The organism is Streptomyces virginiae (assembly GCF_041432505.1).
Classification (GTDB): Bacteria; Actinomycetota; Actinomycetes; order Streptomycetales; family Streptomycetaceae; genus Streptomyces; species Streptomyces virginiae_A.
The window spans coordinates 2097801-2122159 of record NZ_CP107871.1 but is presented as its reverse complement, the minus strand read 5'-3'; the positions used below and the strand labels follow the sequence as shown (position 1 = coordinate 2122159).

Genomic DNA, 24359 nt, shown 5'->3' with positions numbered 1-24359 from the left:
CTTCCCGAGTTTGATGGGTGGGTATTTCCTTGGCGTGAGGGAGTACGCAAGGGTGAAGATCGGACACACCTCTACCGTCTTTGTGATCTAGGGGTTTCAATCACCACCAGCCCAGGTAGGGTCAGGAAGCGTCCAGCTCCCCTTGGAGGAGGTGAGGACCGTGGCAGCCCACGACGACGACATCAACCGCGGCATCCGGCCCGCGCGAGGGTCCGAGGACCCCGCCGGCCAGGTTGCCTATCTCGAGCAGGAAATCGCCGTCCTGCGACGAAAGCTCGCCGACTCTCCGCGACACACGAGGATTCTCGAAGAGCGGATCGTCGAGCTCCAGACAAACCTGGCCGGCGTATCCGCACAGAACGAACGACTCGCGAATACCCTCCGTGAGGCCCGAGACCAGATCGTGGCCCTCAAGGAAGAAGTCGACCGGCTCGCCCAGCCGCCGGCCGGTTTCGGTGTCTTCCTGCAAGCCAACGAGGACGGCACCGTCGACATCTTCACCGGAGGCCGAAAGCTCCGCGTGAACGTCAGCCCCAGCGTCGACCCGGAAGACCTCCGGCGCGGCCAGGAGGTCATGCTCAACGAGGCCCTCAACGTGGTCGAGGCCATGGAATTCGAGCGGGCCGGGGACATCGTCACCCTCAAGGAGATCCTCGAGGACGGCGAGCGCGCCCTGGTCGTCGGGCACACCGACGAGGAAAGGGTGGTGAGGCTCGCCGAGCCGCTCCTGGACATCACCATCCGCCCCGGCGACGCCCTCCTGCTCGAACCCCGCTCCGGCTACGTCTACGAGGTCGTCCCCAAGAGCGAGGTCGAAGAACTCGTCCTCGAAGAGGTCCCCGACATCGACTACGACAAGATCGGCGGCCTGGGCGACCAGATCGAGCTGATCCGCGACGCGGTCGAGCTCCCGTACCTCTACCCCGACCTCTTCAAGGAACACGAACTGCGGCCCCCGAAGGGCATCCTGCTCTACGGCCCGCCCGGCTGCGGCAAGACGCTCATCGCCAAGGCCGTCGCCAACTCCCTTGCCAAGAAGGTCGCCGAGGTCACCGGCCAGCCCGCCGGGAAGTCCTACTTCCTGAACATCAAGGGCCCCGAACTCCTCAACAAGTACGTCGGCGAGACCGAGCGGCACATCCGCCTCGTCTTCCAACGTGCCCGCGAGAAGGCCAGCGAGGGCACCCCCGTCATCGTCTTCTTCGACGAGATGGAATCCCTCTTCCGCACCCGCGGATCAGGCGTCAGCTCGGACGTGGAGAACACCATCGTCCCCCAGCTGCTCGCCGAGATCGACGGCGTGGAAGGCCTGGAGAACGTCATCGTCATCGGCGCCTCCAACCGCGAGGACATGATCGACCCTGCCATCCTGCGCCCCGGCCGGCTCGACGTGAAGATCAAGATCGAGCGCCCGGACGCCGAGGCCGCGAAGGACATCTTCGCGAAGTACCTCAAGGCCTCGCTGCCCCTGCACTCGGACGACCTGTCCGAACACCAGGACTCCAAGGACGGCACCGTCCACAGCATGATCCAGACCGTCGTCGAGCAGATGTACGCCGAAACCGAGGAGAACCGCTTCCTCGAGGTCACGTACGCCAACGGCGACAAGGAAGTCCTCTACTTCAAGGACTTCAACTCCGGCGCGATGATCCAGAACATCGTCGACCGGGCCAAGAAGATGGCCATCAAGGCCTTCCTCGAACACAACCAGAAGGGTCTGCGGGTGGCCCACCTGCTCCAGGCCTGCGTGGACGAGTTCAAGGAGAACGAGGACCTGCCCAACACCACCAACCCGGACGACTGGGCCCGCATCTCCGGAAAGAAGGGCGAGCGGATCGTATTCATCCGCACCCTCGTCACCGGAAAGCAAGGCGCGGACACCGGACGCTCCATCGACACGGTGGCAAACACCGGTCAGTACCTCTGACAAAGCGGGGCGGCTGCGGATGCCCTCCCCGGGCATCCGCAGCCGACTGCTTTACCCCACCGCTTTACCGGCCGCTTTTCAGCCGGTGACGAGGCGGATCGAATGACGGAAATGATCTCCCCACGAGCGCGCAGTGGTTCTAGGCTCTTCCGTACCGCCGGACGCGCAGTGCGGGGACGGGCACCGCACAGGCACACGCACCGGAGCACCAGCGGTACTTGAGCGCCGCTCCCGAAAGGGGAGCGCCGCCGGGCAAGGAGGGCCGCATGACCGTACGGCGAGTAATGGGGATCGAGACGGAGTACGGGATCTCCGTCCCGGGGCACCCGAACGCCAATGCCATGCTCACCTCGTCCCAGATCGTCAACGCCTACGCGGCGGCGATGCACCGGGCGCGACGCGCCCGCTGGGACTTCGAGGAGGAGAATCCGCTGCGGGACGCCCGCGGCTTCGACCTCGCCCGCGAGGCCGCCGACAACAGCCAGCTGACCGACGAGGACATCGGCCTCGCCAACGTCATCCTCACGAACGGCGCACGGCTCTACGTCGACCACGCACACCCCGAATACAGCTCGCCCGAGATCACCAACCCGCTCGACGCCGTCCTGTGGGACAAGGCCGGCGAGCGGATCATGGCCGAGGCGGCCGTACGCGCCGCCCAGCTCCCCGGCGCCCAGCCGATCCACCTCTACAAGAACAACACCGACAACAAGGGCGCCTCCTACGGCACGCACGAGAACTACCTGATGAAGCGGGAGACCCCCTTCTCGGAGATCGTGCGCCACCTGACCCCCTTCTTCGTCTCGCGACAGGTCGTGACCGGCGCGGGACGCGTGGGCATCGGCCAGGACGGCCGCGAACACGGCTTCCAGATCAGCCAGCGCGCGGACTACTTCGAGGTCGAGGTCGGTCTGGAGACCACCCTCAAACGCCCCATCATCAACACCCGCGACGAGCCGCACTCGGACGCCGAGAAGTACCGCCGGCTCCACGTGATCATCGGAGACGCCAACCTCTCCGAGATCTCCACCTACCTCAAACTCGGCACGACAGCACTTGTCCTGTCCATGATCGAGGACGGGTTCATCAACGTCGACCTGGCCGTCGACCAGCCCGTACGCACCCTGCACCAGGTCTCCCACGACCCGGACCTGCACCACCTGATCACGCTGCGCAGCGGCCGGACACTGACCGCGGTGCAACTGCAGATGGAGTACTTCGAGCTGGCCCGCAAGTACGTGGACGAACGTTTCGGGTCCGACGCGGACGAGCAGACCAAGGACGTGCTGGCCCGCTGGGAGGACGTGCTGGGCCGGCTGGAGAGCGACCCGATGAGTCTGTCGGGGGAGCTGGACTGGATCGCCAAGAAGGAGATCCTGGAGGGCTACCGGCGCCGGGACGGGCTGAACTGGGACGCGGCGCGGCTGCACCTCGTGGACCTCCAGTACTCGGACGTACGACCCGAGAAGGGCCTGTACAACCGCCTGGTGGCCCGCGGCAAGATGAAGCGCCTGGTGGAGGAGCCGGCCGTGGAGCGGGCTCAGAGCAAGCCTCCGGAGGACACCCGGGCGTATTTCCGCGGCCGCTGCCTGGAGCAGTACGCGGACGACGTGGCGGCGGCGTCCTGGGACTCGGTGATCTTCGACCTCCCCGGCCGGGACTCGCTCCAGCGGGTCCCGACGCTGGAACCCCTGCGGGGGACCCGTAACCACGTCAAGGAGCTCCTGGACCGCTGTCGCACGGCGGAGGACCTGGTCCGGGTGCTTTCGGGGCAGTGAAACGGGCCTGAAAGGCCTTCGGTCCGGGAATCATGAAGAGAACCGGACTGTGAAAGTACGGGGACGAATGTCGGACCCTCCCTATAGGGTCCGACGTAGGGTCTGATCTTGAGAGATCCCGAATCCCGGGGTCTCTCGACATGAGCGTGCGAACCGAGCGGGGTGAGGTAGACATGGCGACCAAGGACACCGGCGGCGGACAGCAGAAGGCGACGCGCTCGACCGAAGAGGTCGAGGAGGCGGCGGTCGAGGAATCGACCGACCTCAAGGAGCGCCAGGAAAAGCTCTCCGACGACGTCGACTCCGTACTTGACGAGATTGACGATGTACTCGAGGAGAACGCCGAGGACTTCGTGCGATCCTTCGTTCAAAAGGGTGGAGAGTGATTTCACCTTCGAATCGAAGGTGAGTGACCCCAGGGAGGGGTTGGGTGGCAGGGGCTGTGAAGCGGTGTCCTCGCTGTGGCGCAGAGAAGCCTCGTGAGGCTTTCGCGGCCAACCGTGCGGCGCGGGATGGCCTGCAGTGTTACTGCAGGCCATGCGCAGCGGAGTATCACCAAGAGCGGCAGCTGGCCAAGGGGAAGAATGTCCGCCCATTGGTCGCTGCCCCGCCCGGGCATAAGCACTGCCGCAGATGTGGGGAGATTAAGCCGCACTCCGAATGGGATCGGAACAGAACGGCCTCCGACGGCTTGTCGACTCGCTGCAAAGCGTGTCGAGCCGTCGAGGGTCGAGCGCACTATCTCAAGCGTTCGTACGGCATCACTGAGGCTGTGCGAGACGCGATCATTGCAGCTCAGGGCGGGGTCTGCTACCTCTGCCTCCGGGCTCCGGCCGTTCATGTGGATCATTGCCACAAGACGGGTAGGGTCCGTGGCGTACTTTGCTTGAACTGCAATGTGGGCGTAGGCCTGTTCAAGGAAGACCCCGAACGCATGCGTCGGGCCGCTGAGTATCTGGAGGGAACGCGTGGAAGCCAACACTCGTAACACAGGGCGTCTACCGGCAGCCTTCCTGACGCCGGGGTCGTCGTCCTTCATGGACTTCCTGGGCGCGCACTCGCCCGACATGCTGCCCGGCAACCGCAAGCTGCCGGAGGGTGTCGTCGAGGCGCCGCACGGGACGACCATCGTCGCCGCCACCTTCCCCGGCGGGGTCGTCCTCGCCGGTGACCGGCGGGCGACCATGGGGAACATGATCGCGCAGCGGGACATCGAGAAGGTGTTCCCCGCCGACGAGTACTCCGCCGTCGGTATCGCCGGTACGGCCGGCCTGGCCGTGGAGATGGTCAAGCTGTTCCAGCTGGAGCTGGAGCACTTCGAGAAGGTCGAGGGGACGACCCTGTCCCTGGAGGGCAAGGCCAACCGGCTCTCCACCATGATCCGGAGCAATCTGGGGATGGCGATGCAGGGTCTGGCCGTCGTGCCGCTGTTCGCGGGGTACGACGAGGCCAAGGAGAAGGGTCGGATCTTCTCCTACGACGTGACCGGCGGTCGCTCCGAGGAGCACGGCTACGCCGCCACCGGTTCCGGTTCGATCTTCGCCCGGGGCTCGATGAAGAAGCTCTTCCGTCCCGATCTGACGGAGGAGCAGGCCACCACCCTGGTCGTCCAGGCGCTGTACGACGCCGCCGACGACGACTCGGCGACCGGTGGGCCGGACCTGTACCGCCACATCTACCCGATCGTCACCGTGATCACGGACGAGGGGTTCCGCAGGCTGACCGACGACGAGTCGCAGGAGCTCGCCCGTACGGTCACCAACCGTCGGCTGGAGCAGCCCGACGGCCCGCGCGCCGCCCTGCTCTGACCATCCGTCGCCCCGTAGGAGCCCAGAAGAAAGGGACGGACAGCCGGTGTCGACTCCGTTCTATGTGTCACCCCAGCAGGCCATGGCCGACCGGGCGGAATACGCCCGCAAGGGCATCGCCCGCGGTCGCAGCCTGGTCGTGCTGCAGTACGCCGACGGCATCGTGTTCGTCGGCGAGAACCCGTCCCGTGCGCTGCACAAGTTCAGCGAGATCTACGACCGGATCGGCTTCGCGGCCGCCGGCAAGTACAACGAGTACGAGAACCTGCGGATCGGTGGTGTGCGGTACGCGGATCTGCGTGGATACACCTACGACCGTGACGATGTGACGGCCCGTGGGCTGGCGAACGTCTACGCGCAGACGCTCGGCACCATCTTCTCCTCGGCGGGTGAGAAGCCGTACGAGGTGGAGCTGGTGGTCGCGGAGGTCGGTGCGACGGCCGCGGGTGACCAGATCTACCGGCTGCCGCACGACGGGTCGATCGTGGACGAGCACGGTTCGGTCGCGGTCGGTGGCAATGCCGAGCAGATCAGTACCTTCCTGGATCAGCGTCACCAGGACGGGATGACCCTGTCGGAGGCGTTGAAGCTGGCGGTGCAGGCGTTGTCCAGCCAGGCCAACGGTGCGGACAAGACGATTCCGGCGGAGCGGCTGGAGGTCGCGGTGCTGGACCGTACGCGGTCGCAGCAGCGCAAGTTCAAGCGGATCCGGGGTCGGCAGCTGTCGCGGCTGCTGGAGGCGGACGTGACGGCGGCGGTGCAGGCCGATGCCGTGTCGAACGACGAGGCGCCGGAGGACGACGCCGAGTAGTCGTCGTGTGGGAGGAGCCCCGGTTCGCCGTTCGTGGCGGGCCGGGGCTTCGTCGTGTCCGGACGGCTACGGCTGCGGCGTCGGGGCGGGGCCCGTGGAGTCGCGGACGACGAGCCGGACGGGGATGTCGGGTGCGGTCCAGGTGGTGCCTTCGAGGACGGCGAGGAGCGCGGCCATGCCCTGTTCGCCGACGCGTTCGGCGGGGAGGTGGACGGTGGTGAGTTCGGGTTCGACGGCGGTGGCGAGGGCGAGGTCGTCGAAGCCGGTGACGGAGAGGTCCTCGGGGATGCGCAGGCCGAGGCGGCGGGCGGCCTTGCAGGCGCCGGCGGCGAGGATGTCGTCGTCGCAGACGATGGCGGTGGGTCGGTCCTGGGGGGTCGCCAGGGCGGTCTCCATGGCCGTGCGGGCGCCTTCGACGGTGAGGGGGGCCCGTACGGTGCGCAGCTCGGTGTCGGGGCCGAGGAGGGCTCTGAGGGCTTCTGCGCGGGTGTGGAAGGTCCAGGTGTCGATGGCGGAGGCGAGGTGGAGGAAGCGGCGGTGGCCGAGGGGGAGGAGGTGTTCGGTGATCTGGCGCATGCCGTCGGCCATGGCGAGGTTGATGTGGGCGGCGGCGGTGCCGGCGGTGGGGTCGCTGTCGAGCATGACGAGGGGGAGGGTGGCGCCGCCGATGGCGTCGAGGGCGTCGGCGGCCATGGAGGAGGCGATGACTCCGTCGAGGGCGGCGCGGGCGGAGGCGAAGGGGTCGCGGGCGGGGCCGGTGCCGTCGGGGGAGGGGTAGAGGACGACGCCGAAGTCGTGTTCGGCGGCGACGCGGGCGGCGCCGGTGTAGACGCGGGCGAAGAATTCGTTGGTGAGGGCGGGGACGACGAGGAGGGCGGTGCGGGTGGTGCCGAGGCGGAGGTTGCGGGCGGCGAGGTTGGGGCGGTAGCCGAGGCGGGTGGCTGTTTCGCGGACGTGGGTGGCGGTGCGTTCGGAGACGCGGCCGGGCCATTTGTCGCCGAGGACGAGGGAGACGGTGGCCTGGGAGACCCCGGCGGCGGTGGCCACGTCGCGGCTGGTGGGTCTCGTCACAGGGGGCTCCTGAACTGCGAGGTCGGGGGGTGTGGTGGGGTCCGCGGGGTGGACCGGTGGACTGCGGCCATGGTACGTATGACAGGTCTAGTTATACGTATTACTTCGTTGACTCCCGGCTGGTCCGGGCAGAAGGGGGCGGACATGGCCGCGGGATACGCGGAGCTGCTCAGGACCCGGCACGCCGCGAGGCTGCTGGTGGGCACGCTCGTGGGCCGGCTGCCGAATGCCACCGGGCCGATCGCGATCGTGCTGTTCACGCGCGCGGAGGGCGGGAGCTACAGCCTGGCTGGGGCGTTGGCCGCCGTGTACGGGCTGGCGAACGCGGTGGGTCAGCCGCTGCTGGGTCGGGCGGTGGACCTGTTCGGGCAGCCGCGGGTGCAGTTGCCGGCCGCGGTGCTGTCCGCGCTGGGCATGGTGTGGCTGGCGCTCTCGGGTACGGGGTCGGCGGTGGCCGCGTACGCGGCGGTGGTGGTCGCGGGGCTGTTCACGCCGCCGCTGGAGGGCGGGCTGCGGGCGCTGTGGCCGGGGGTGCTGGGCGGTCGTGAGGAGAAGGTGCACGCCGCGTACGCGATGGACGCGGTGGCCCAGGAGGTCATGTTCACCGTCGGCCCGCTGCTGGTGACGCTGTTCGTGGCGATGTGGTCGCCGGCGGGGGCGCTGCTGGCGTTGAACGCGATCGGTGTGCTGGGTGCGCTGTCGGTGGTGGTGAGTGAGCCGTCGCGGAAGTGGCGTTCGGCGCCGCGGGAGGCGCACTGGCTGGGGGCGCTGCGTTCGCGGGGGCTGCTGGCGCTGCTGGGTGCGTTCTTCTTCGTGGGCATGGCGCTGGGTTCGATCACGGTGGCGGGTGTGGCGTACGCGGACGATCACGGTGGTCAGGCGGTGTACGGCTGGCTGATGGCGGCGCTGGGTCTGGGTGCGTTGATCGGTGGTGTGTTCTACGGCGCGCGGCAGTGGGCCGGTGCGCCCGAGCGGCGGTTGCTGCTGTTGGTGGGTCTGCTGGCGGTCTGCTATCTGCCGCTGATGCTGGTTCCGGGTGCGGTGGCGATGACGGGGCTGTCGGCGCTGTCGGGCGTGTTCCTGGCGCCGGCGCTGGCGTGTGCGTTCATCGTCGTGGACCGGCATGCCCCGGCGGGCACGGTGACGGAGGCGTTCTCGTGGCTGGTGACGTTCTTCGGGGTGGGTGCGGCGATCGGTACGGCGGCGGCGGGTCCGGCGGTGGAGCTGGGTGGTACGGCCGCGGGCTTCGGGGTGGCGGGCGTGGCGGGGTTCTCGGCGCTGCTGGTTCTGATGGTCACTCAGCGGGCGTTGTCGACGGGTGGGCGAAGCCGGGCGGTGGCGGCGTCGCCTGACGGCGTGTCGGAGGTTGCCTCTGACGTGCCGTCGGAGGTGCCGTCGGCGCCCTGATCGGTGGGTGCGCCGGATGGGCCGATCGGGCCGTGATCGGGGCGTGGATCGGCCCGCTGACGGGAACTGATCGAAACGGCGCTCCCGAACCCGGTTTCAGAAGAGGGCAGAAGGCGTAATGTTCAGTCATGGACCGCCGCATTTTCGGGCTGGAGAACGAGTACGGCGTCACGTGCACGTTCAGGGGACAGCGCCGACTGTCTCCTGACGAAGTGGCGCGCTACCTCTTCCGCCGTGTTGTGTCATGGGGCCGCAGCAGCAATGTCTTCCTGCGGAACGGCGCCCGCCTGTACCTCGACGTGGGTTCGCATCCGGAATATGCAACACCCGAATGCGACAACGTGACCGAGCTGGTCACCCACGACAAAGCAGGCGAGCGCATTCTCGAAGGTCTGCTCGTCGACGCCGAACGCCGCCTGCACGAGGAGGGAATCGCGGGCGACGTCTATCTCTTCAAGAACAACACCGACTCGGCGGGCAACTCGTACGGCTGCCACGAGAACTACCTGGTGGCCCGGCACGGGGAATTCTCCCGCCTGGCGGACATTCTCATTCCGTTCCTTGTCACGCGGCAGCTGATCTGTGGCGCCGGCAAGGTGCTGCAGACGCCGCGGGGTGCGGTCTACTGCGTGAGTCAGCGGGCCGAGCACATCTGGGAGGGTGTCAGCTCCGCGACGACCCGTTCGCGGCCGATCATCAACACCCGGGACGAGCCGCACGCGGACGCCGAGCGCTACCGCAGGCTGCACGTCATCGTGGGTGACTCGAACATGTCCGAGACGACCATGCTGCTCAAGGTCGGGGCCACCGATCTGGTGCTGCGCATGATCGAGGCGGGCACGGTGATGCGGGATCTGACCCTGGAGAACCCGATCCGGGCGATCCGTGAGGTCAGTCACGACATCACGGGTCAGCGCAAGGTGCGTCTGGCGAGTGGTCGGGAGGCCTCGGCGCTGGAGATCCAGCGGGAGTACTACGACAAGGCGGTGGACTTCGCCGAGCGCCGGGGGATCCGTACCGGCGTGGTGGACCAGGTGCTGGAGCTGTGGGGTCGCACGCTCGACGCGATCGACGCGGAGGATCTGGACCGGATCGGGACCGAGATCGACTGGGTCATGAAGTACCAGCTGATCGAGCGGTACCGGGCCAAGCACAACATGACCATGTCGAATCCGCGGGTGGCTCAGATAGACCTCGCGTATCACGACATCCACCGTCGGCGCGGGCTGTACTACCTGCTGGAGCGCAAGGGGCAGGCGGCGCGGATCTGCAACGACCTGAAGATCTTCGAGGGCAAGTCGGTGCCTCCGCAGACGACGCGGGCGCGGCTGCGCGGGGACTTCATCCGTCGGGCGCAGGAGCAGCGGCGGGACTTCACGGTCGACTGGGTGCATCTGAAGCTCAACGACCAGGCGCAGCGGACGGTGCTGTGCAAGGACCCGTTCCGGTCGGTGGACGACCGGGTGGAGAAGCTGATCGCGGGTATGTAGGACCCGCAGAGTGACCGCAGTGTGACATCGCACTCCTCGCCAGGGCCTCGTACGTCTCTCGTACGGGGCCCTGTGCACGGCTTAGAGTGGCGAGCGACCGCTTTGCCGTCTGAGATCTGAGGAACCCGTGCGCCGACTTGCCGGCCTGCTTGTCGTACCCCTCCTGCTGCTGACGACCGCAGCGTGTGGAGACGACAGCGGCTCCGACTCCGCCCAGATGAAGAACGGGGCCCCCGCGATCACCAAGGGTGCCGCCTTCGGGGAGACGCCCACCCTGTCGAAGGGGAAGGGCACGCCGCCCAAGGAGCTCAAGGTGGTGACGATCAGCGAGGGCACCGGGCAGGTGCTGAAGAAGAACGACATCGCGCAGGTCCACTACCTCGGCCAGGTGTGGGACGGCAAGGAGCCGTTCGACAAGAGCTTCGGGCGGCCCGCGCCGTTCGACGTGACGATCGGCGCCGGCGCCGTCATCAAGGGCTGGGACCAGGGCCTGGAGGGTCAGAAGGTCGGCAGCCGTGTCGAGCTGGTGATTCCGCCGGAGCTCGGTTACGGGGCGCAGGGCTCGCCTCCGAAGATCAAGGGGGACGCCACCCTGGTCTTCGTCGTCGACATCGTCAAGGGTGCGACCGTTCCGGCCTCGGCGACGGGCAAGGAAGTGGCCCAGGAGAACAAGGACCTGCCCAAGGTCGGCACGAACACGGACGGCAAGGAAGTCTCCGTGACCGTCCCGAAGGACACCGCCGAGCCCACCAAGCTGGTCTCGAACTACGTCATCGAGGGTGACGGTCCGGTGGTCAAGGACACCGACAGTGTCGTGGTCAAGTTCAACGGCAAGACGTGGAAGGACGACAAGTCCTTCGAGAGCACCTACACCAGTGACCAGACGGTCACCTGGCCGCTGGGTGAGCTTTCGGTCAAGGGTCTGAAGGACGGTCTGGTCGGCAAGAAGGCCGGCAGCCGGATCCTGCTGGTCATCCCGCCGGACCAGGGCTTCGGCGACAAGGAGCAGGGCACCATCCCGGCGAAGTCGACGCTGGTCTTCAGCCTCGACATCCTCACCGTGATGTAAGACTGTTCCGGTTGACCATTTCGTACGTATGAGGAGAAGTTCCGTGAGTGACCTGCAGAAGCCCGAGATCGACTTCCCCGAGGGCGACGCCCCCAAGGACCTCGTGATCAAGGACGAATGGGTCGGCGACGGCGCGGAGGCCAAGAAGGGCGACCTCGTCTCCGTGCACTACGTGGGCGTGGCCTTCTCCACCGGTGAGGAGTTCGACGCCTCCTGGAACCGTGGTTCCGCGCTCCAGTTCCAGCTGGGTGTCGGTCAGGTCATCGCCGGTTGGGACCAGGGCGTCCAGGGGATGAAGGTCGGCGGCCGCCGCAAGCTGACGATCCCGGCGCACCTCGCCTACGGCGACCGTGGCGCGGGCGGTGCGATCGCCCCGGGCGAGACGCTGATCTTCGTCTGCGACCTGGTCAAGGTCGGCTGATCCGCACATCGTGATCGGTCGAGGGGCCCCCGCCGTCCGGCGGGGCCCCTCGCTTTTGCCCGGGCGCGCCGGGGCGGTACGGTCAACGGTCAACGGGTCCGTCCACATCGGGTCGTGGCCCGTGTGACGGTCCGACGGATGTGCCGGCGGAGAAGGGCGGAAGGGCGTCGATGGCGATTGCCAAGGCCGAGCGGCTGATGAATCTGGCGCTGTGTCTGCTGGGGACCCGCCGACCGCTCAGCAAGCGGGAGTTGCGCGGTTCCATCGAGGCCTACATGGAGGCCGGGAACGACGAGTCCTTCAACCGCATGTTCGAGCGGGACAAGGACGACCTGCGGGAACTCGGTCTCGTCATCGAGACGGTGGAGAACCTGGACGGTGAGACCGGCTACCTGGCCCGCCGGGACAGCAACCGGCTGCCTCCCGTCTCCCTCGACGCCGAGGAGGCCGCGGCCCTGGGGCTGGCGGCCAAGGTCTGGCAGCAGGCACGGCTGGCGGGGGCCGCGAGCGGGGCCCTGCAGAAGCTGCGCGCGGGCGGGATGCCCGAGGCGGAGGACCCGTACGAGGGACAGCACAGCGCGATCGAGCCGCGCATCCCGGTCCACGAGGCGGCCTTCGAGCCTTTGATGCTGGCCTGCCGGGACCGTCGGCCGGTGGTCTTCGACTACCGCAAGTCCACCGCCGCCCGGCCCGAGACACGGCAGGTGGAGCCCTGGGCGCTGGAGTGCTGGCGCGGCCACTGGTACCTGGCCGGCTACGACCGTGACCGTGGGGCGGAGCGGGTGTTCCGGCTCTCCCGGATCACCGGCAAGGTGCGTTCCCGGGCGGCGAAGTACACCGCCGAGGTGCCGGACGTGGTGACCGTGCGGGAGACCGTGGCGAGCTGGGCCGGGGAGAGCGCGGACCGCTCCGCGCTGATCCGGCTGCGGGCCGGGGCGGGCTATCCGCTGCGGGCCAAGGCCACCGCGGTACGCGAGGGCGGGGGCGGGGACGGCTGGGACGAGCTGGAGATCCCCTACGGGCACGGGCTGGACGCCTGGCTGGTGGAGTTCGGGCCCGACGTCGTCGTGGTCGGTCCCGCCGACCTGCGGGCGGACGTGGTGGACCGGCTGCGGGCCGTCGCCGGGGCCTGAGCGGCCCGATCCCGGGGCCCGCGGGCCCGGCGGCCGATCCGCGGCCGCACCGTTCCAGCACCGTTCCACAAGAGCGACATCCACAGATGTGCCCTGAGGGGGAGACGTACCAGCATGGCTGCCAACGCCATCGACCAGACCCGCCGGATGCTGTCCCTGGTGACCTACCTGCGCGAGCGCCCCGGTGCGCACGTCGCGGACGTGGCGCGCGCCTTCGGGATCACCGAGGACGAGCTGATCTCGGACCTCGACGTGCTGCCCATGTGCGGGACGAGCTTCCGGGGCGGGGACCTGCTCGACATCGACACCGACGGGGAGCGCATCTGGTGGCGCAATCCCGACGCCTCGGGGGAGTCCACGGCGGAGCCGCTGCGGCTGGCCGCCGACGAGGCGACCGCGCTGTTGGTGGCCGCCCGCGCGGTGGCCACGCTGCCCGGGCTGCGCGAGAGCGACCGGGACGCCCTGCTGCGGGCGACCGCCAAGCTGGAGGCGGCCGCGGGCGAGGTGGCCGGGGCCAGCTCCCGGCTGTCGGTGACCTTCGAGTCCGAGGGCGGGGTCTTCGCGGACGTCGACCGGGCCATCGCGGAGCGCCGTCGGCTGTGGCTGCGCTACTACTCGCCGGCGCGCGACGAGCTCACCGAGCGCAAGGTCGACCCGATCCGGCTGTTCGCGGTGGGGCACACGTACATGGAGGGCTGGTGTCACCTCTCGGAGGCCCGGCGCACCTTCCGCCTCGACCGGGTCGCGGAGATCCGGCTGCTGGACGAGCGGGCCGAGCCGCCCGCCATCGAGCCGCGTGACCTGTCCGAGGGCCTGGTCCAGCCGGCTGCCGAGGACCCGGAGGTCGTGGTCGAGGTGGAGCCGGGCGGACGCTGGGTCGCCGAGTACTACCCGCACGACAGCGCGGAGGAGCTGACCGGGGGCGGTCTGCGGATCACCCTGCGCAGCCCGGACCCGGCCTCGCTGCGCCGGCTTGCCCTGCGACTGGGTCGTGAGGGCCGGATCGTGGCTCCGGCCGAGCTGGCGGACAGCGCGCGCAGCGCCGCCCGGGAGGCACTGGCGGGATACGGGGAACAGGTCTGAGGGGATCGCGGTCGATGTCGCCAACGTCCGGGCCCGTCGCCTTCAAGGCCTCCTGTCCCGACTGCCGTGCCCGCTTCGAGCTGGACGCGGCCGCCCTGCGGCTGGCCATCGGCGGCAGCCGGCGGACCACGTTCTACTCCTTCACCTGTCCTGAATGCGGTGCCGCCGTACGCAAACCGGCCGGCGAGCGGATCGTGGAGCTGCTCACCGGCGGTGGCGTGAGCACCCTGCGCAGCATCTGACCCGGCGGGTGGCCTAGGCTCGGCCCATGCTGTGGCCGATGTTCGCAATTGTCCTGGGTTTCCTCGGCGTGGCCGTGCTCGCGGTGCTCGCGGTACGGGTGTACATGGAGGTGCGCAGGCTGGCCTCGCAGGTGGCGCAGGCCAGCCGCCGGATCACCGATGCCTCGGCGGATCTGGAGCGGGCGGCCGTCGACCTGGCCCGGGCGGGACACGGCGTACGTCCGTAGTCGGTGCCGTCCGCCGGGACGAATGTGTGTGACGGGGGCATTGCGAACCTGCCCGAGTGCAAGCGTGAGGACCCCCGGGGATTGCCGGGCGTTAACCCCCTGGGGTTACGATCCTCGGTAGAGCAAGTCCTAGGCGCCCGTCCGGCGTGCTGTGAACCTCGGAGAGAAGGAAGATACCTATGGGCAACTTCAGGGGTTGGGAAATCCTCGTCATCGTCGGACTCGTCATCCTGCTGTTCGGTGCCAAGAAGCTCCCCGACATGGCCCGCTCCCTCGGCAAGTCGGCCCGCATCCTCAAGAGCGAGGCCAAGGCCATGAAGAAGGACGGCGAGAGCGACGACGCCGCCCCCGCCGCGCCCGCGGACCAGTCCGCCCAGCCGGTCGCCCCGCGTACCATCCAGGCCGCGCCGGGTGACGTCACCAGCTCGCGTCCGGTGAGCGAGCCGAACCGCACCACCCAGGGCTGACACCCGCCGTACACGCCAGTCATCTGCGACGAGACAAGGGACGTGGGTTGCTCAACTCTGCCCGCAAGCAGGAGAAGAAAGAACGACAGGCCAAGGACGCCGAAGGGCGCATGCCTCTCGTCGAGCACCTGCGTGAGCTCCGAAACCGCCTGCTGAAGTCGGTCGTGGCGATCGTGGTGATCACGATCGTCGCCGCGTTCTTCTACCGGGACATCATCAACTTCCTGCTGAAGCCGATGCTGGACTCCGTCGGCTGCACCGACGGTGTGGTGACCCAGCGCAACGGTCGCCCCTGCGCCGACATGACCGTGAACGGTCTGATCTCGGCGTTCTCGATCGCCCTGAAGGTCTCCCTGATGGCCGGTGTGGTGCTGTCTGCGCCGGTGTGGCTGTACCAGCTGTGGGCGTTCGCCGCGCCCGGGCTGCACAGTCACGAGAAGAAGTACGCGCGGAGCTTCGTCGCCGTCGGCGCGCCGCTCTTCCTGACCGGCGCGGTGCTCGCGTACAAGATCCTCCCGCAGACCGCGACGATCATGCTCGAGTTCACCCCGGACCACGCGCGCAACCTGCTGCCGGTCGACGACTACCTCGACCTGGTCACCCGCATGGTGATCGTGTTCGGCCTGGCCTTCGAGCTGCCGCTGCTGCTGATCCTGCTGAACTTCACCGGGGTGCTGACCGGCAAGCGGCTGGCGAGCTGGTGGCGGGGCATGGTCCTCGGCATCACGATCTTCGCCGCCTTCGCGACCCCGACCGGTGACCCGCCGACGATGCTCGCGCTGGCCGTGCCCATCGTGGCCCTCTACTTCGCCGCCCTCGGCCTCTGTCTCCTCAACGACCGCAGGCGCAGGCGCAACGACCCCGACGCGGGCCTGAGCGACGACGAGGCCTCCCAGCTGGACCTCACCCCGGCGCCGATCGGTGATCTGGAGTCGGTCCCGGCTCCCGCCGCGCTGCCCGAGCAGGCCGACGGCGGACGCCAGCGGATCAACGGCTACGACGACGCCACCTGACCGGTGCGCCCCCGGCCCCGGCCGGGAGGCGCCCGACCCGGGGGCGACCGAGGTCCGGGAAAGGGCTCCGGTACATTCCCGAGGATGAGTCACGAGGTCACCCTCTTCGTCAATCCCACCGCCGGACGCGGCCGGGGCGCGCACGCCGCGCAGCCGGCCGCTTCGGCTGTCCGGGCGGCCGGCTTCTCCGTACGGACCGTCGTGGGCGCCGACGCGCCGGACGCGCTGGCCCGGCTCACGGCCGCCGTCCGTGAGGGCACCGGTGCGGTGATCGCGGTGGGTGGCGACGGGGTGGTCTCCCTGGCGCTCCAGGCCCTGGCCGGGACACCCGTGCCGCTCGGGGTGGTCGCGGTGGGCACCGGCAACGATTTCGCCCGGGCGATGGGCCTGCCCGTACGGGAGCCGGCGCGGGCCGGGCAGCTGGCCGCCGAAGCCGTCAAGGAGAGCCGGATCCGGGAGATCGACCTGGGCCGGGTGGCCGGCGCCGACTACGAGAAGTGGTTCGGGACGGTGCTGTGCTCCGGCTTCGACTCACGGGTCAACGACCGGGGCAACCGGATGCGGCTGCCGGTCGGCCGGTTCAAGTACGACCTGGCGATGATCGCGGAGCTGGCCGCCTTCCGGCCGTTCCCGTACCGGATCACCCTGGACGACGGGCCGGTGATCGAGACCGAGGCCACGTTGGTGGCCGTCGGCAACGGATCCACCTACGGCGGGGGCATGCGCATCTGCGCGGACGCCGTCCCCGACGACGGGCTCTTCGACGTCACGGTGGTCGGCGACTGCAGCCGGGCCACCCTGCTGAAGGTGTTCCCGCAGGTCTACAAGGGCCGCCACCTCAGCCACCCGAAGGTGACCGTCCACCGGGCCAGGAAGATCACCTTGGAGGCCGTGGGCCTGTCCGCGTACGCGGACGGCGAGCCCCTGGGGGTGCTGCCGGTGACCGCCGAATGCGTTCCCCGGGCCGTCCGGCTGCTCGCTTAAATGATCGCGACTGTTGTCAGAGGTGGCGGGTAGGCTCGACAACAAGATGACCGAAGAACTCTCACCCGCCGAGCGGTACGCCGCTGCCCGGATCCGCGCCGCCGAAGAGGCCTCCGCCTTGGCCCCCTTCCGCGAGATGTACGACTTCGACCTGGACCCGTATCAGGTCGAGGCATGCAAGGCGCTGGAGGCCGGCAAAGGCGTCCTCGTCGCCGCCCCGACCGGCTCGGGCAAGACCATCGTCGGCGAGTTCGCCGTGCACCTGGCCCTCCAGCAGGGCCGCAAGTGCTTCTACACGACGCCGATCAAGGCGCTGTCGAACCAGAAGTACGCCGACCTCGTCAAGCGCTACGGCGCCGACAAGGTGGGCCTGCTGACGGGCGACAACAGCGTCAACTCCGAGGCGCCGGTGGTCGTGATGACCACCGAGGTGCTCCGCAACATGCTGTACGCGGGCTCCCAGTCGCTGCGCGGCCTCGGCTACGTCGTGATGGACGAGGTCCACTACCTCTCCGACCGGTTCCGCGGCGCCGTCTGGGAGGAAGTGATCATCCACCTCCCCGAGTCGGTGACCCTGGTCTCCCTGTCGGCCACCGTGTCCAACGCCGAGGAGTTCGGCGACTGGCTGGACACCGTGCGCGGGGACACCGAGGTGATCGTCTCCGAGGGGCGGCCCGTTCCGCTGTGGCAGCACGTCATGGCCGGCCGCCGGATCTACGACCTCTTCGAGGAGGAGTCCGACCACGGCGGCCGAGGCTCCGCGCGCCGGGAGGTCAATCCCGACCTGCTGCGCATGGCCCGCGAGGAGAACAGCCGCACCTACAGTCCGAAGGACCGGCGGCGCGGAAAGATGGTCCGCGAGGCCGACCGCGAGCGCGAGCGGCGCTCCCGCGGCCGGATCTGGACCCCGTCCCGCCCCGAGGTCATCGCCCGCCTCGACAACGACGGGCTGCTGCCCGCCATCAACTTCATCTTCAGCCGGGCCGGCTGCGAGGCCGCCGTCCAGCAGTGCCTGTACGCGGGCCTGCGACTGAACGACGAACCGGCGCGGCTCAGGGTCCGCGAGATCGTCGAGTCCCGGACCGCCTCCATCCCCACCGAGGACCTCCACGTCCTGGGCTACTACGAGTGGCTCGAAGGCCTGGAGCGGGGCATCGCCGCGCACCACGCGGGCATGCTGCCCACCTTCAAGGAGGTCGTGGAGGAGCTCTTCGTACGCGGCCTGGTCAAGGCCGTCTTCGCCACGGAGACCCTGGCGCTGGGCATCAACATGCCCGCGCGCACGGTGATCCTGGAGAAGCTGGTCAAGTGGAACGGCGAGCAGCACGCCGACATCACCCCCGGCGAGTACACGCAGCTGACCGGCCGGGCCGGGCGGCGCGGCATCGACGTCGAGGGCCACGCGGTGGTGCTCTGGCAGCGCGGCATGGATCCGGCGGGTCTCGCCGGGCTCGCCGGTACCCGTACGTATCCGCTGCGTTCCAGCTTCAAGCCGTCCTACAACATGGCCGTTAACCTGGTCAGCCAGTTCGGTCGGCACCGCTCGCGCGAGCTGCTGGAGACCTCCTTCGCGCAGTTCCAGGCCGACCGCTCGGTCGTCGGGATCTCCCGGCAGGTGCAGCGCAACGAGGAGGGTCTGGAGGGCTACCAGGAGGGCATGACCTGCCACTTGGGGAACTTCGAGGAGTACGCGCAGCTGCGCCGTGACCTCAAGGACCGTGAGACGGACCTGGCCAAGCAGGGCGCGGCACAGCGCCGGGTGCAGGCGGCCAGTTCGCTGGAGAAGCTCAAGCCGGGCGACATCATCCACGTGCCGACGGGCAAGTTCGCCGGGCTCGCGCTGGTCCTGGACCCGGGCGTGCCGGCCGGGCGGGTCCACGGGCACCGCGGGCACGAGTACGCCGAGGGCCCGCGCCCGCTGGTCCTCACCGCCGAGCGGCAGGTCAAGCGGCTCGCCGCGATCGACTTCCCGGTCCCGGTCGAGGCGCTCGACCGGATGCGGATCCCCAAGACCTTCAACGCGCGCTCGCCGCAGTCCCGCCGGGACCTGGCGTCCCAGCTGCGGACCAAGGCCGGGCACATCACGCCGGAGCGGCACTCCCGTGGCCGGGCCGCGGCCGCCGACGACCGCGAGATCGCCCGGCTGCGCGGCGAGTTGCGGGCGCATCCCTGCCACGGCTGCGACGAGCGCGAGGACCACGCCCGCTGGGCGGAGCGCTACCACCGGCTCAAGCGGGACACCCAGCAGCTGGAGCGGCGGATCGAGGGCCGGACGAACACCATCGCCCGCACCTTCGACCGGATCCACGCCCTGCTGACCGAGCTGGACTACCTGCGCGAGGACGAGGTCACCGTGCACGGCAAGCGGCTCGCCCGGCTGTACGGGGAGCTGGACCTGCTGGCCTCCGAGTGCCTGCGGGCCAAGGTGTGGGAGGGTCTGAGCCCGGCCGAACTGGCGGCCTGTGTCTCGGCGTTGGTCTTCGAGGCGCGGCAGTCCGACGACGCGGTCGCCCCGAAGGTGCCGGGCGGCGCGGCCAAGGAGGCGCTGGGCGAGATGGTCCGGATCTGGGGCCGGCTCGACGCGCTGGAGGAGGAGCACCGCATCAACCAGGCGGAGGGCGTGGGCCAGCGCGAGCCGGACCTCGGCTTCGCGTGGGCGGCGTACCAGTGGGCCTCCGACAAGAGCCTCGACGAGGTGCTGCGCGAGGCGGAGATGCCGGCCGGTGACTTCGTGCGCTGGTGCAAGCAGGTCATCGACGTGCTCGGGCAGGTCGCGGCGGCGGCTCCGGCGGCCTCCGGTGACAGTGGGAGCACGGTGGCGCGCAATGCCCGCAAGGCCGTGGACGCACTGCTTCGGGGTGTAGTGGCCTACAGTTCGGTCGGCTAGGCGGTTTTGGGGCTTCCTCCGAGAGTGGGGATGGCTCGATCTGATCTCTTGCCATGATCGAATCGGCGTGCTCTGTGCGACGATCGATGTCATGAGCGGGGAAGCGGACGATGGTCCGAGACGGGTCGGTCGGCCACGCGCCGACCGGCTGCGACCGGAGAGCGGCCGGCCGCCGCGCGAGGAACTCCTCTGCGCGGCGGCCGAGTTGTTCACCGACCAGGGATACGCGGCGACCACCACGCGGGCCGTCGCGGAGCGGGCCGGGATGCGCCAGGCCACGATGTACCACTACTTCGGCGGCAAGGAGGAGCTCCTCGCCGAACTGCTGGAGTCCACGGTCGCGCCCTCGCTGGTGCTGGCCAGGCAACTCCTCGCGGACGAGGGGCGGTGCGCCGCGCGGCGGCTGTGGGAGCTGTGCCGCTCCGACGTCCTGCTCCTGTGCGGCGGACCGTACAACCTGGGCGCGCTCTACCTGCTGCCCGAGCTCGGCGGCTCGCGCCTCGCACGGTTCCGTCGGATGCGCGGAGAACTCAAGGACGCCTACCGGGTGTTGCTCGCCGGAACCCGCGTCGGCGCCGAACTCGCGGGGGACAAGGCGGGGCTGACGCTCCGGGGCGATCTGGTCTTCGGCCTCATCGAGGGCGTCATGCTGATCCACCGCACGGATCCGGCACGGCCGCCCGTGGCCTTCGCCGAAGCCACCGCGGACGCCGCGCTGCGGATCGCGGGCGTCGGCCGCCTCCAGGGCTGAGCGGTCGCGTGCCGGAGGTGCCCTGCCGGGGCCGCCCCGGCCGGCCGCGGCGTTCCTACCGCGACTCGAGGAAGTGGACCACGCGGGGCCTGACCTCCAGGTCGCTCAGGCCGTCGGGCGTCGCACCCATCTCGCGGGCGAGGCCGGCCGTCGCCCGGAAGGCGTCCTCGGACTCGAACGCGCCGGTGGTGACGACGGCGGCGCCGTCCGGGGTGACCCAGACCCCGACGGACAGGGAGCCCGGCTGTTGCCGTATCGCCTCGGCGACCTGGTGGCACTCGGCGACGAACGCATCGACGTGCTCGGGGGCCGGGTAGTGGAAGGCAACGAAACCGAATGACATGACGGTGTCCTCTCTCGGGTTATACGATGCCGTACAACGCGAGGCTAGGCCGGTTGTACGGCTTCGTACAACCGGTCGGACAGGGTGAGGTGGGCCACAGATGGGCGCATTGCGCACACCGCGCGAGAAGTGGGTCGAGGCGGGACTGCGGGCGCTGGCCGCAGGCGGTGCGGAGGCCGTGCGGGTCGAGGCGCTCGCCAAGGCGTTGGGGGTGACCAAGGGCGGCTTCTACGGGTACTTCGCCGACCGCGACGCGCTCCTGGCCGAGATGCTGGACACCTGGGAGCGCGAGAGCGTGGACGAGGTGATCGACCAGGTCGAGCGGGAGGGCGGCGACGCGCGGGACAAGGTCCGCCTGGCAGGTCGGCTCACCTTCTCCAGCGACCGCCTGCTGCCCATCGATCTGGCCATCCGCGACTGGGCCCGCCGCGACCCCGCCGTCGCGGAGCGCCTGCGCCGCGTGGACAACGAGCGCATGCAGTTGGCACGCGACGCGATCGGCACTTTCTGCGACGACCCTGACGAGGTCGAGGCCCGTGCTCTGCTCGCCTTCTGCGCGGCCATCGGTAGCCACTTCCTCGCCGCCGACCACCCCGGCACCACCCGCGCCCCGGTCATCGCCCGCGCCGCCGACATCGTCCTCGACCTCCGGCACCGCAACCCCGGCGGATGACCGCCTCCCGGGAAGTGCGCTGCTGATCCTCACCGTTCGGCCCGGTCGAGGGCTCGGACGTCGAGAAGGATCGGCACGCGACCTCGCCCCACCCGCTCAGCCGCCCGTGCCGGCCTCCCAGCCCGCGCGGTCGTCCCAGGCCTGGAGGGTGCGGCCGCTCTCGAAGCGGTGCACGCGTGCGGTCACCGGGTCGGTGAACGCCAGTACCCGGGCCAGGAGTTGCAAAGGCGTGCGGTAGTCGTCCGGGGCCGGATCGGTGACCTGCGGATACACCGGGTCGCCGAGGATGGGCAGGCCCAGGCTGTTCATGTGGACCCGCAACTGGTGGGTGCGGCCGGTGCGCGGGGTCAGCCGGTAGCGACCCAGTCCGCCCCGGGAGTCGACGAGTTCGACGAGGCTCTCCGCGTTGGGCTCGCCGCCCGGCACCTCGACCGCCGCGATGACCCCGCGGGCCTTCTCGATCCGGCTGCGGACCGTACGCGGCAGGGTGCGGGCGAGCGCCGGGTCGTGGGGTGCGAGGGCCTCGTACTCCTTGTGCACCTCGCGCCGCTGGAAGAGCAGCTGATAGGCGCCGCGATCCTCGGGGCGGACGCTGAACATCACCAGCCCCGCCGTCAGCCGGTCCAGCCGGTGCGCGGGGCTGAGGTCGGGCAGGTCCAGCTCCGCGCGGAGCCGGGCCAGGGCGGTCTCGGTGATGTGGGAGCCGCGCGGGGTGGTCGCCAGGAAGTGCGGCTTGTCCACGACCAGCAGGTGCGCGTCCCGGTGGACGACGGAGATCGGGAAAGGCACGCGCGGCTCCGGCTCCATGTCCCGGTGGAACCACAGATAGGCGCCCGGCTCGTACGGGTCCTCCGCGCGCAGGACCCGCCCGCCGGGGCCCAGCACCCGGCCCGCGGCCAGCAGGCGGGCCACGGAATCGGCGCCGCGGGTGCCGGCGTAGCGCGCCGCGAGGTAGTCGCCGAGATCCGGCCAGGTTCCCTCCGGGTCGGGCGGGAGCCGCAGCCGCACCGGGTCGATGCCGGCGCGCTGGGGGAGGGGCGAGGTCGGTGGCTGGGCTCTGCGTCTCATCGGGGAACAGGCTATGCGGCTACTGCTGGGTGAAAGTGCCCAGGTGGTCGGCGTCGAGGTACTCCACGCGCAGGGTGCCGTCGGCGAAGATCACTCCGGTGCGGCCGACCGCGTTCTCGCCCGCGGTCACGAAGCTGAAGGTGTCCCCGTCGTAGTGGGTCAGCGGGAAGCGCAGGGGCTTCGGGCCGAGGGCGAGGGTGAGCGCGCCGTTGTCGTCGGCGGTCACGGTGGCCTTGCCGTAGTAGGGGTTGTCGTAGGTTCCGGTGTACGCGGCGCTGTCCCGGGCGGGCCGCGCACCGGCGGGCGGGTGGGCGTAGTCGGTGCTCGACCCGTTCGGGGGCGCGAGGGCCGCCGCGTAGGCGGAGGCGGCCAGGGCGAGCCAGTCGGTGGAGACCTTGCCGTGTTCGGCGTAGTCGAAGAAGTCCAGGGCGACGGCGTCGGGCAGACCGACCGGGGCGCCGTTGGTCAGGACGACGATGCCGAGCTGTTCCAGCGGCAGCATGGTGACGTTGGTGTTGGCGCCGAGTTCGAAGGCGCCGGAGTGGCTCAGGCGCAGGCGGCCGGCGCTGTCGTAGCTGACGTTCCAGCCGAGGCCGTAGAAGCTGGTGGTGCCGACGGCGTTGGTCGGCTGCGACACGATCGCGGGCACGTGGGTCCGGGCCAGGGCGTCGGCGGGGATGATCCGCTTCCCGTCGAGGGTGCCGCCGGCCAGCTGCAGCCGCAGCCAGCGGGCCATGTCGGTGGCGGTGGAGCTGACACCGCCGGCCGGGGCCTGGGCGTCCGGGTCGCGGACGAAGCGCGGGCTCCAGGTGCCGTCGGCGTTCTTGACGTGGGTGGCGGCGTGGTCGGGGGAGTTGACGAAGGCGGAGAACTCGGTGCTCGTACGGGTCATGCCGGCGGGCTTGAAGAGGGTGTCGGCGCTGAGCTTCTGCCAGCTGGTGCCCTTGGCGCGGGCGACGGCCTCGGCGGCGGCGGTGAGACCGAAGTTGGTGTAGGCGTAGCTCGCCCGGAACGGGTCGAGGGGCTCCAGTCGCAGGTGGTCGAGGATGTACGCCTGGTCGTAGCCGAGGTCTTCGAGGAGGTCGCCGGCGTGGTCGGGGAGGCCGCTGCGGTGGGAGAACAGGTCGGCGGTGGTGACGTGGTCGGTGACCCAGGGGTCCTTCAGGGAGAACCCGGGCAGGACGGCGCGGTCGTCCCACTCCTTCGGATCGGTCAGGGCGCCGGCCACGACCGTGGAGGAGACGGGCTTGGACAGCGAGGCGATCTGGAAGACGGTGTCGGGGCCGACCGTGGCGCTCTCGCCCGTCCTGCGGAGCCCGTAGCCCTTGATGTGGACGACCTTGTCGTCGTGGACGACGGCCACGGACACGCCGGGGACTCCGGTGCGGCGCATCATGTCCTCGACGGTGCGGTCGAGGCGGGCGACGGCCTTGTCGACGGCGGCGTCCGTGATCTGGGGTTTCGGGGCGGGGGGTGGCGTGGGCGCGGCCGTGGCCGCGGCACCGGCCGTGCCCATGGCCGCGGCGCCGGCCGTCGCGGCCAGGAGGACCGCAGCCCCTGCTGCCCCGAGGGCGGGGAGCGTACGCATGGGGCCATTGTCCTGCCGGTGGCCGCGGCGCGCCCGTCGCCGTCCGGCGGTGGGCGCGTGCGGCGCCGTTGCCGGGGGCGCCGCCCCCGAACCCGCGCCTCGAACGGCGGCGGGGAAA

Annotated in this window: 24 protein-coding genes; 20 read left to right on the top strand and 4 right to left on the bottom strand. The window is 69.8% G+C overall.

The window, feature by feature from the left end; all coding sequences use genetic code 11:
• Positions 1-160 precede the first annotated feature (160 nt).
• From arc to prcA, 6 genes are all read left to right on the top strand, one after another.
• Positions 161-1927, top strand: coding sequence for a proteasome ATPase (gene arc, locus OG624_RS10010; RefSeq protein ID WP_030723365.1), 1767 nt, complete (start codon positions 161-163; stop codon positions 1925-1927).
• A 266-nt stretch (positions 1928-2193) separates the two neighbouring features.
• Positions 2194-3705 (top strand): depupylase/deamidase Dop, encoded by a 1512-nt coding sequence (gene dop, locus OG624_RS10005; protein ID WP_033226522.1) that lies wholly within the window; start codon positions 2194-2196, stop codon positions 3703-3705.
• Between the two features lie 173 nt (positions 3706-3878).
• Positions 3879-4091 carry a ubiquitin-like protein Pup gene (locus OG624_RS10000; protein WP_030233608.1) on the top strand — a complete coding sequence of 71 codons (213 nt, stop codon included), beginning with the start codon at positions 3879-3881 and terminating at the stop codon, positions 4089-4091.
• Positions 4092-4114: 23 nt separating this feature from the next.
• Positions 4115-4693, top strand: coding sequence for an endonuclease VII domain-containing protein (locus OG624_RS09995; protein ID WP_349252302.1), 579 nt, complete (start codon positions 4115-4117; stop codon positions 4691-4693).
• Entirely contained in the window at positions 4674-5513 is an 840-nt protein-coding gene (prcB, locus tag OG624_RS09990; protein ID WP_033226518.1) for a proteasome subunit beta, read from the top strand. Before OG624_RS09995 ends, prcB begins: the two co-directional genes overlap by 20 nt.
• A 46-nt stretch (positions 5514-5559) precedes the next feature.
• Positions 5560-6324 carry a proteasome subunit alpha gene (gene prcA, locus OG624_RS09985; protein WP_078909722.1) on the top strand — a complete coding sequence of 255 codons (765 nt, stop codon included), beginning with the start codon at positions 5560-5562 and terminating at the stop codon, positions 6322-6324.
• Between the two features lie 66 nt (positions 6325-6390).
• On the opposite strand, the gene OG624_RS09980 is transcribed toward prcA, so the two are convergent.
• Positions 6391-7395, bottom strand: a complete 1005-nt coding sequence (locus OG624_RS09980; protein WP_371639328.1) for a LacI family DNA-binding transcriptional regulator — start codon at positions 7393-7395, stop codon at positions 6391-6393.
• 144 nt (positions 7396-7539) lie between these two features.
• Between OG624_RS09980 and OG624_RS09975 the strand changes: the two genes are divergently transcribed.
• The 13 genes from OG624_RS09975 to OG624_RS09915 all read left to right on the top strand — a co-directional run bounded on the left by OG624_RS09975 (position 7540) and on the right by OG624_RS09915 (position 20569).
• On the top strand, positions 7540-8802 hold the full coding sequence (locus OG624_RS09975; protein WP_033226537.1) for an MFS transporter: 1263 nt from the start codon (positions 7540-7542) through the stop codon (positions 8800-8802).
• Positions 8803-8930: 128 nt separating this feature from the next.
• Positions 8931-10292 (top strand): Pup--protein ligase, encoded by a 1362-nt coding sequence (gene pafA, locus OG624_RS09970; protein WP_030016332.1) that lies wholly within the window; start codon positions 8931-8933, stop codon positions 10290-10292.
• A gap of 127 nt (positions 10293-10419) precedes the next feature.
• On the top strand, positions 10420-11361 hold the full coding sequence (locus OG624_RS09965) for an FKBP-type peptidyl-prolyl cis-trans isomerase (protein ID WP_033226513.1): 942 nt from the start codon (positions 10420-10422) through the stop codon (positions 11359-11361).
• 28 nt (positions 11362-11389) lie between these two features.
• On the top strand, positions 11390-11782 hold the full coding sequence (locus tag OG624_RS09960) for an FKBP-type peptidyl-prolyl cis-trans isomerase (RefSeq protein WP_033226511.1): 393 nt from the start codon (positions 11390-11392) through the stop codon (positions 11780-11782).
• A gap of 170 nt (positions 11783-11952) precedes the next feature.
• A complete protein-coding gene (locus OG624_RS09955; RefSeq protein WP_033226510.1) occupies positions 11953-12915 on the top strand; it encodes a helix-turn-helix transcriptional regulator in 963 nt (320 codons plus the stop codon).
• A 114-nt stretch (positions 12916-13029) separates the two neighbouring features.
• Positions 13030-13998, top strand: a complete 969-nt coding sequence (locus OG624_RS09950) for a helix-turn-helix transcriptional regulator (RefSeq protein ID WP_030723386.1) — start codon at positions 13030-13032, stop codon at positions 13996-13998.
• A gap of 14 nt (positions 13999-14012) precedes the next feature.
• Positions 14013-14240: a hypothetical protein gene (locus OG624_RS09945; RefSeq protein WP_030723389.1), complete on the top strand. Its 228-nt coding sequence runs from the start codon at positions 14013-14015 to the stop codon at positions 14238-14240.
• Positions 14241-14266: 26 nt separating this feature from the next.
• Positions 14267-14467, top strand: a complete 201-nt coding sequence (locus OG624_RS09940; RefSeq protein WP_033226509.1) for a hypothetical protein — start codon at positions 14267-14269, stop codon at positions 14465-14467.
• Between the two features lie 179 nt (positions 14468-14646).
• Entirely contained in the window at positions 14647-14934 is a 288-nt protein-coding gene (tatA, locus tag OG624_RS09935) for a Sec-independent protein translocase subunit TatA (RefSeq protein ID WP_033226508.1), read from the top strand.
• 47 nt (positions 14935-14981) lie between these two features.
• Positions 14982-15947, top strand: coding sequence for a twin-arginine translocase subunit TatC (tatC, locus tag OG624_RS09930; RefSeq protein WP_033226507.1), 966 nt, complete (start codon positions 14982-14984; stop codon positions 15945-15947).
• Positions 15948-16031: 84 nt separating this feature from the next.
• Positions 16032-16931, top strand: coding sequence for a diacylglycerol kinase (locus OG624_RS09925; protein WP_371639326.1), 900 nt, complete (start codon positions 16032-16034; stop codon positions 16929-16931).
• 46 nt (positions 16932-16977) lie between these two features.
• Entirely contained in the window at positions 16978-19818 is a 2841-nt protein-coding gene (locus OG624_RS09920; protein WP_371639325.1) for a DEAD/DEAH box helicase, read from the top strand.
• Between the two features lie 91 nt (positions 19819-19909).
• Complete coding sequence (locus OG624_RS09915; protein WP_033226503.1) at positions 19910-20569, top strand: TetR/AcrR family transcriptional regulator; 660 nt, start codon at positions 19910-19912, stop codon at positions 20567-20569.
• Between the two features lie 55 nt (positions 20570-20624).
• Here OG624_RS09915 and OG624_RS09910 read toward each other — a convergent pair whose 3' ends face one another.
• Positions 20625-20912 carry a putative quinol monooxygenase gene (locus tag OG624_RS09910; RefSeq protein WP_371639324.1) on the bottom strand — a complete coding sequence of 96 codons (288 nt, stop codon included), beginning with the start codon at positions 20910-20912 and terminating at the stop codon, positions 20625-20627.
• Between the two features lie 100 nt (positions 20913-21012).
• Between OG624_RS09910 and OG624_RS09905 the strand changes: the two genes are divergently transcribed.
• Complete coding sequence (locus OG624_RS09905) at positions 21013-21585, top strand: TetR/AcrR family transcriptional regulator (RefSeq protein ID WP_371587497.1); 573 nt, start codon at positions 21013-21015, stop codon at positions 21583-21585.
• A 96-nt stretch (positions 21586-21681) separates the two neighbouring features.
• Here OG624_RS09905 and OG624_RS09900 read toward each other — a convergent pair whose 3' ends face one another.
• Positions 21682-22653 (bottom strand): RluA family pseudouridine synthase, encoded by a 972-nt coding sequence (locus tag OG624_RS09900; RefSeq protein ID WP_266358474.1) that lies wholly within the window; start codon positions 22651-22653, stop codon positions 21682-21684.
• A gap of 19 nt (positions 22654-22672) precedes the next feature.
• Entirely contained in the window at positions 22673-24241 is a 1569-nt protein-coding gene (locus OG624_RS09895; protein ID WP_371639323.1) for a serine hydrolase, read from the bottom strand.
• Positions 24242-24359 lie beyond the last annotated feature (118 nt).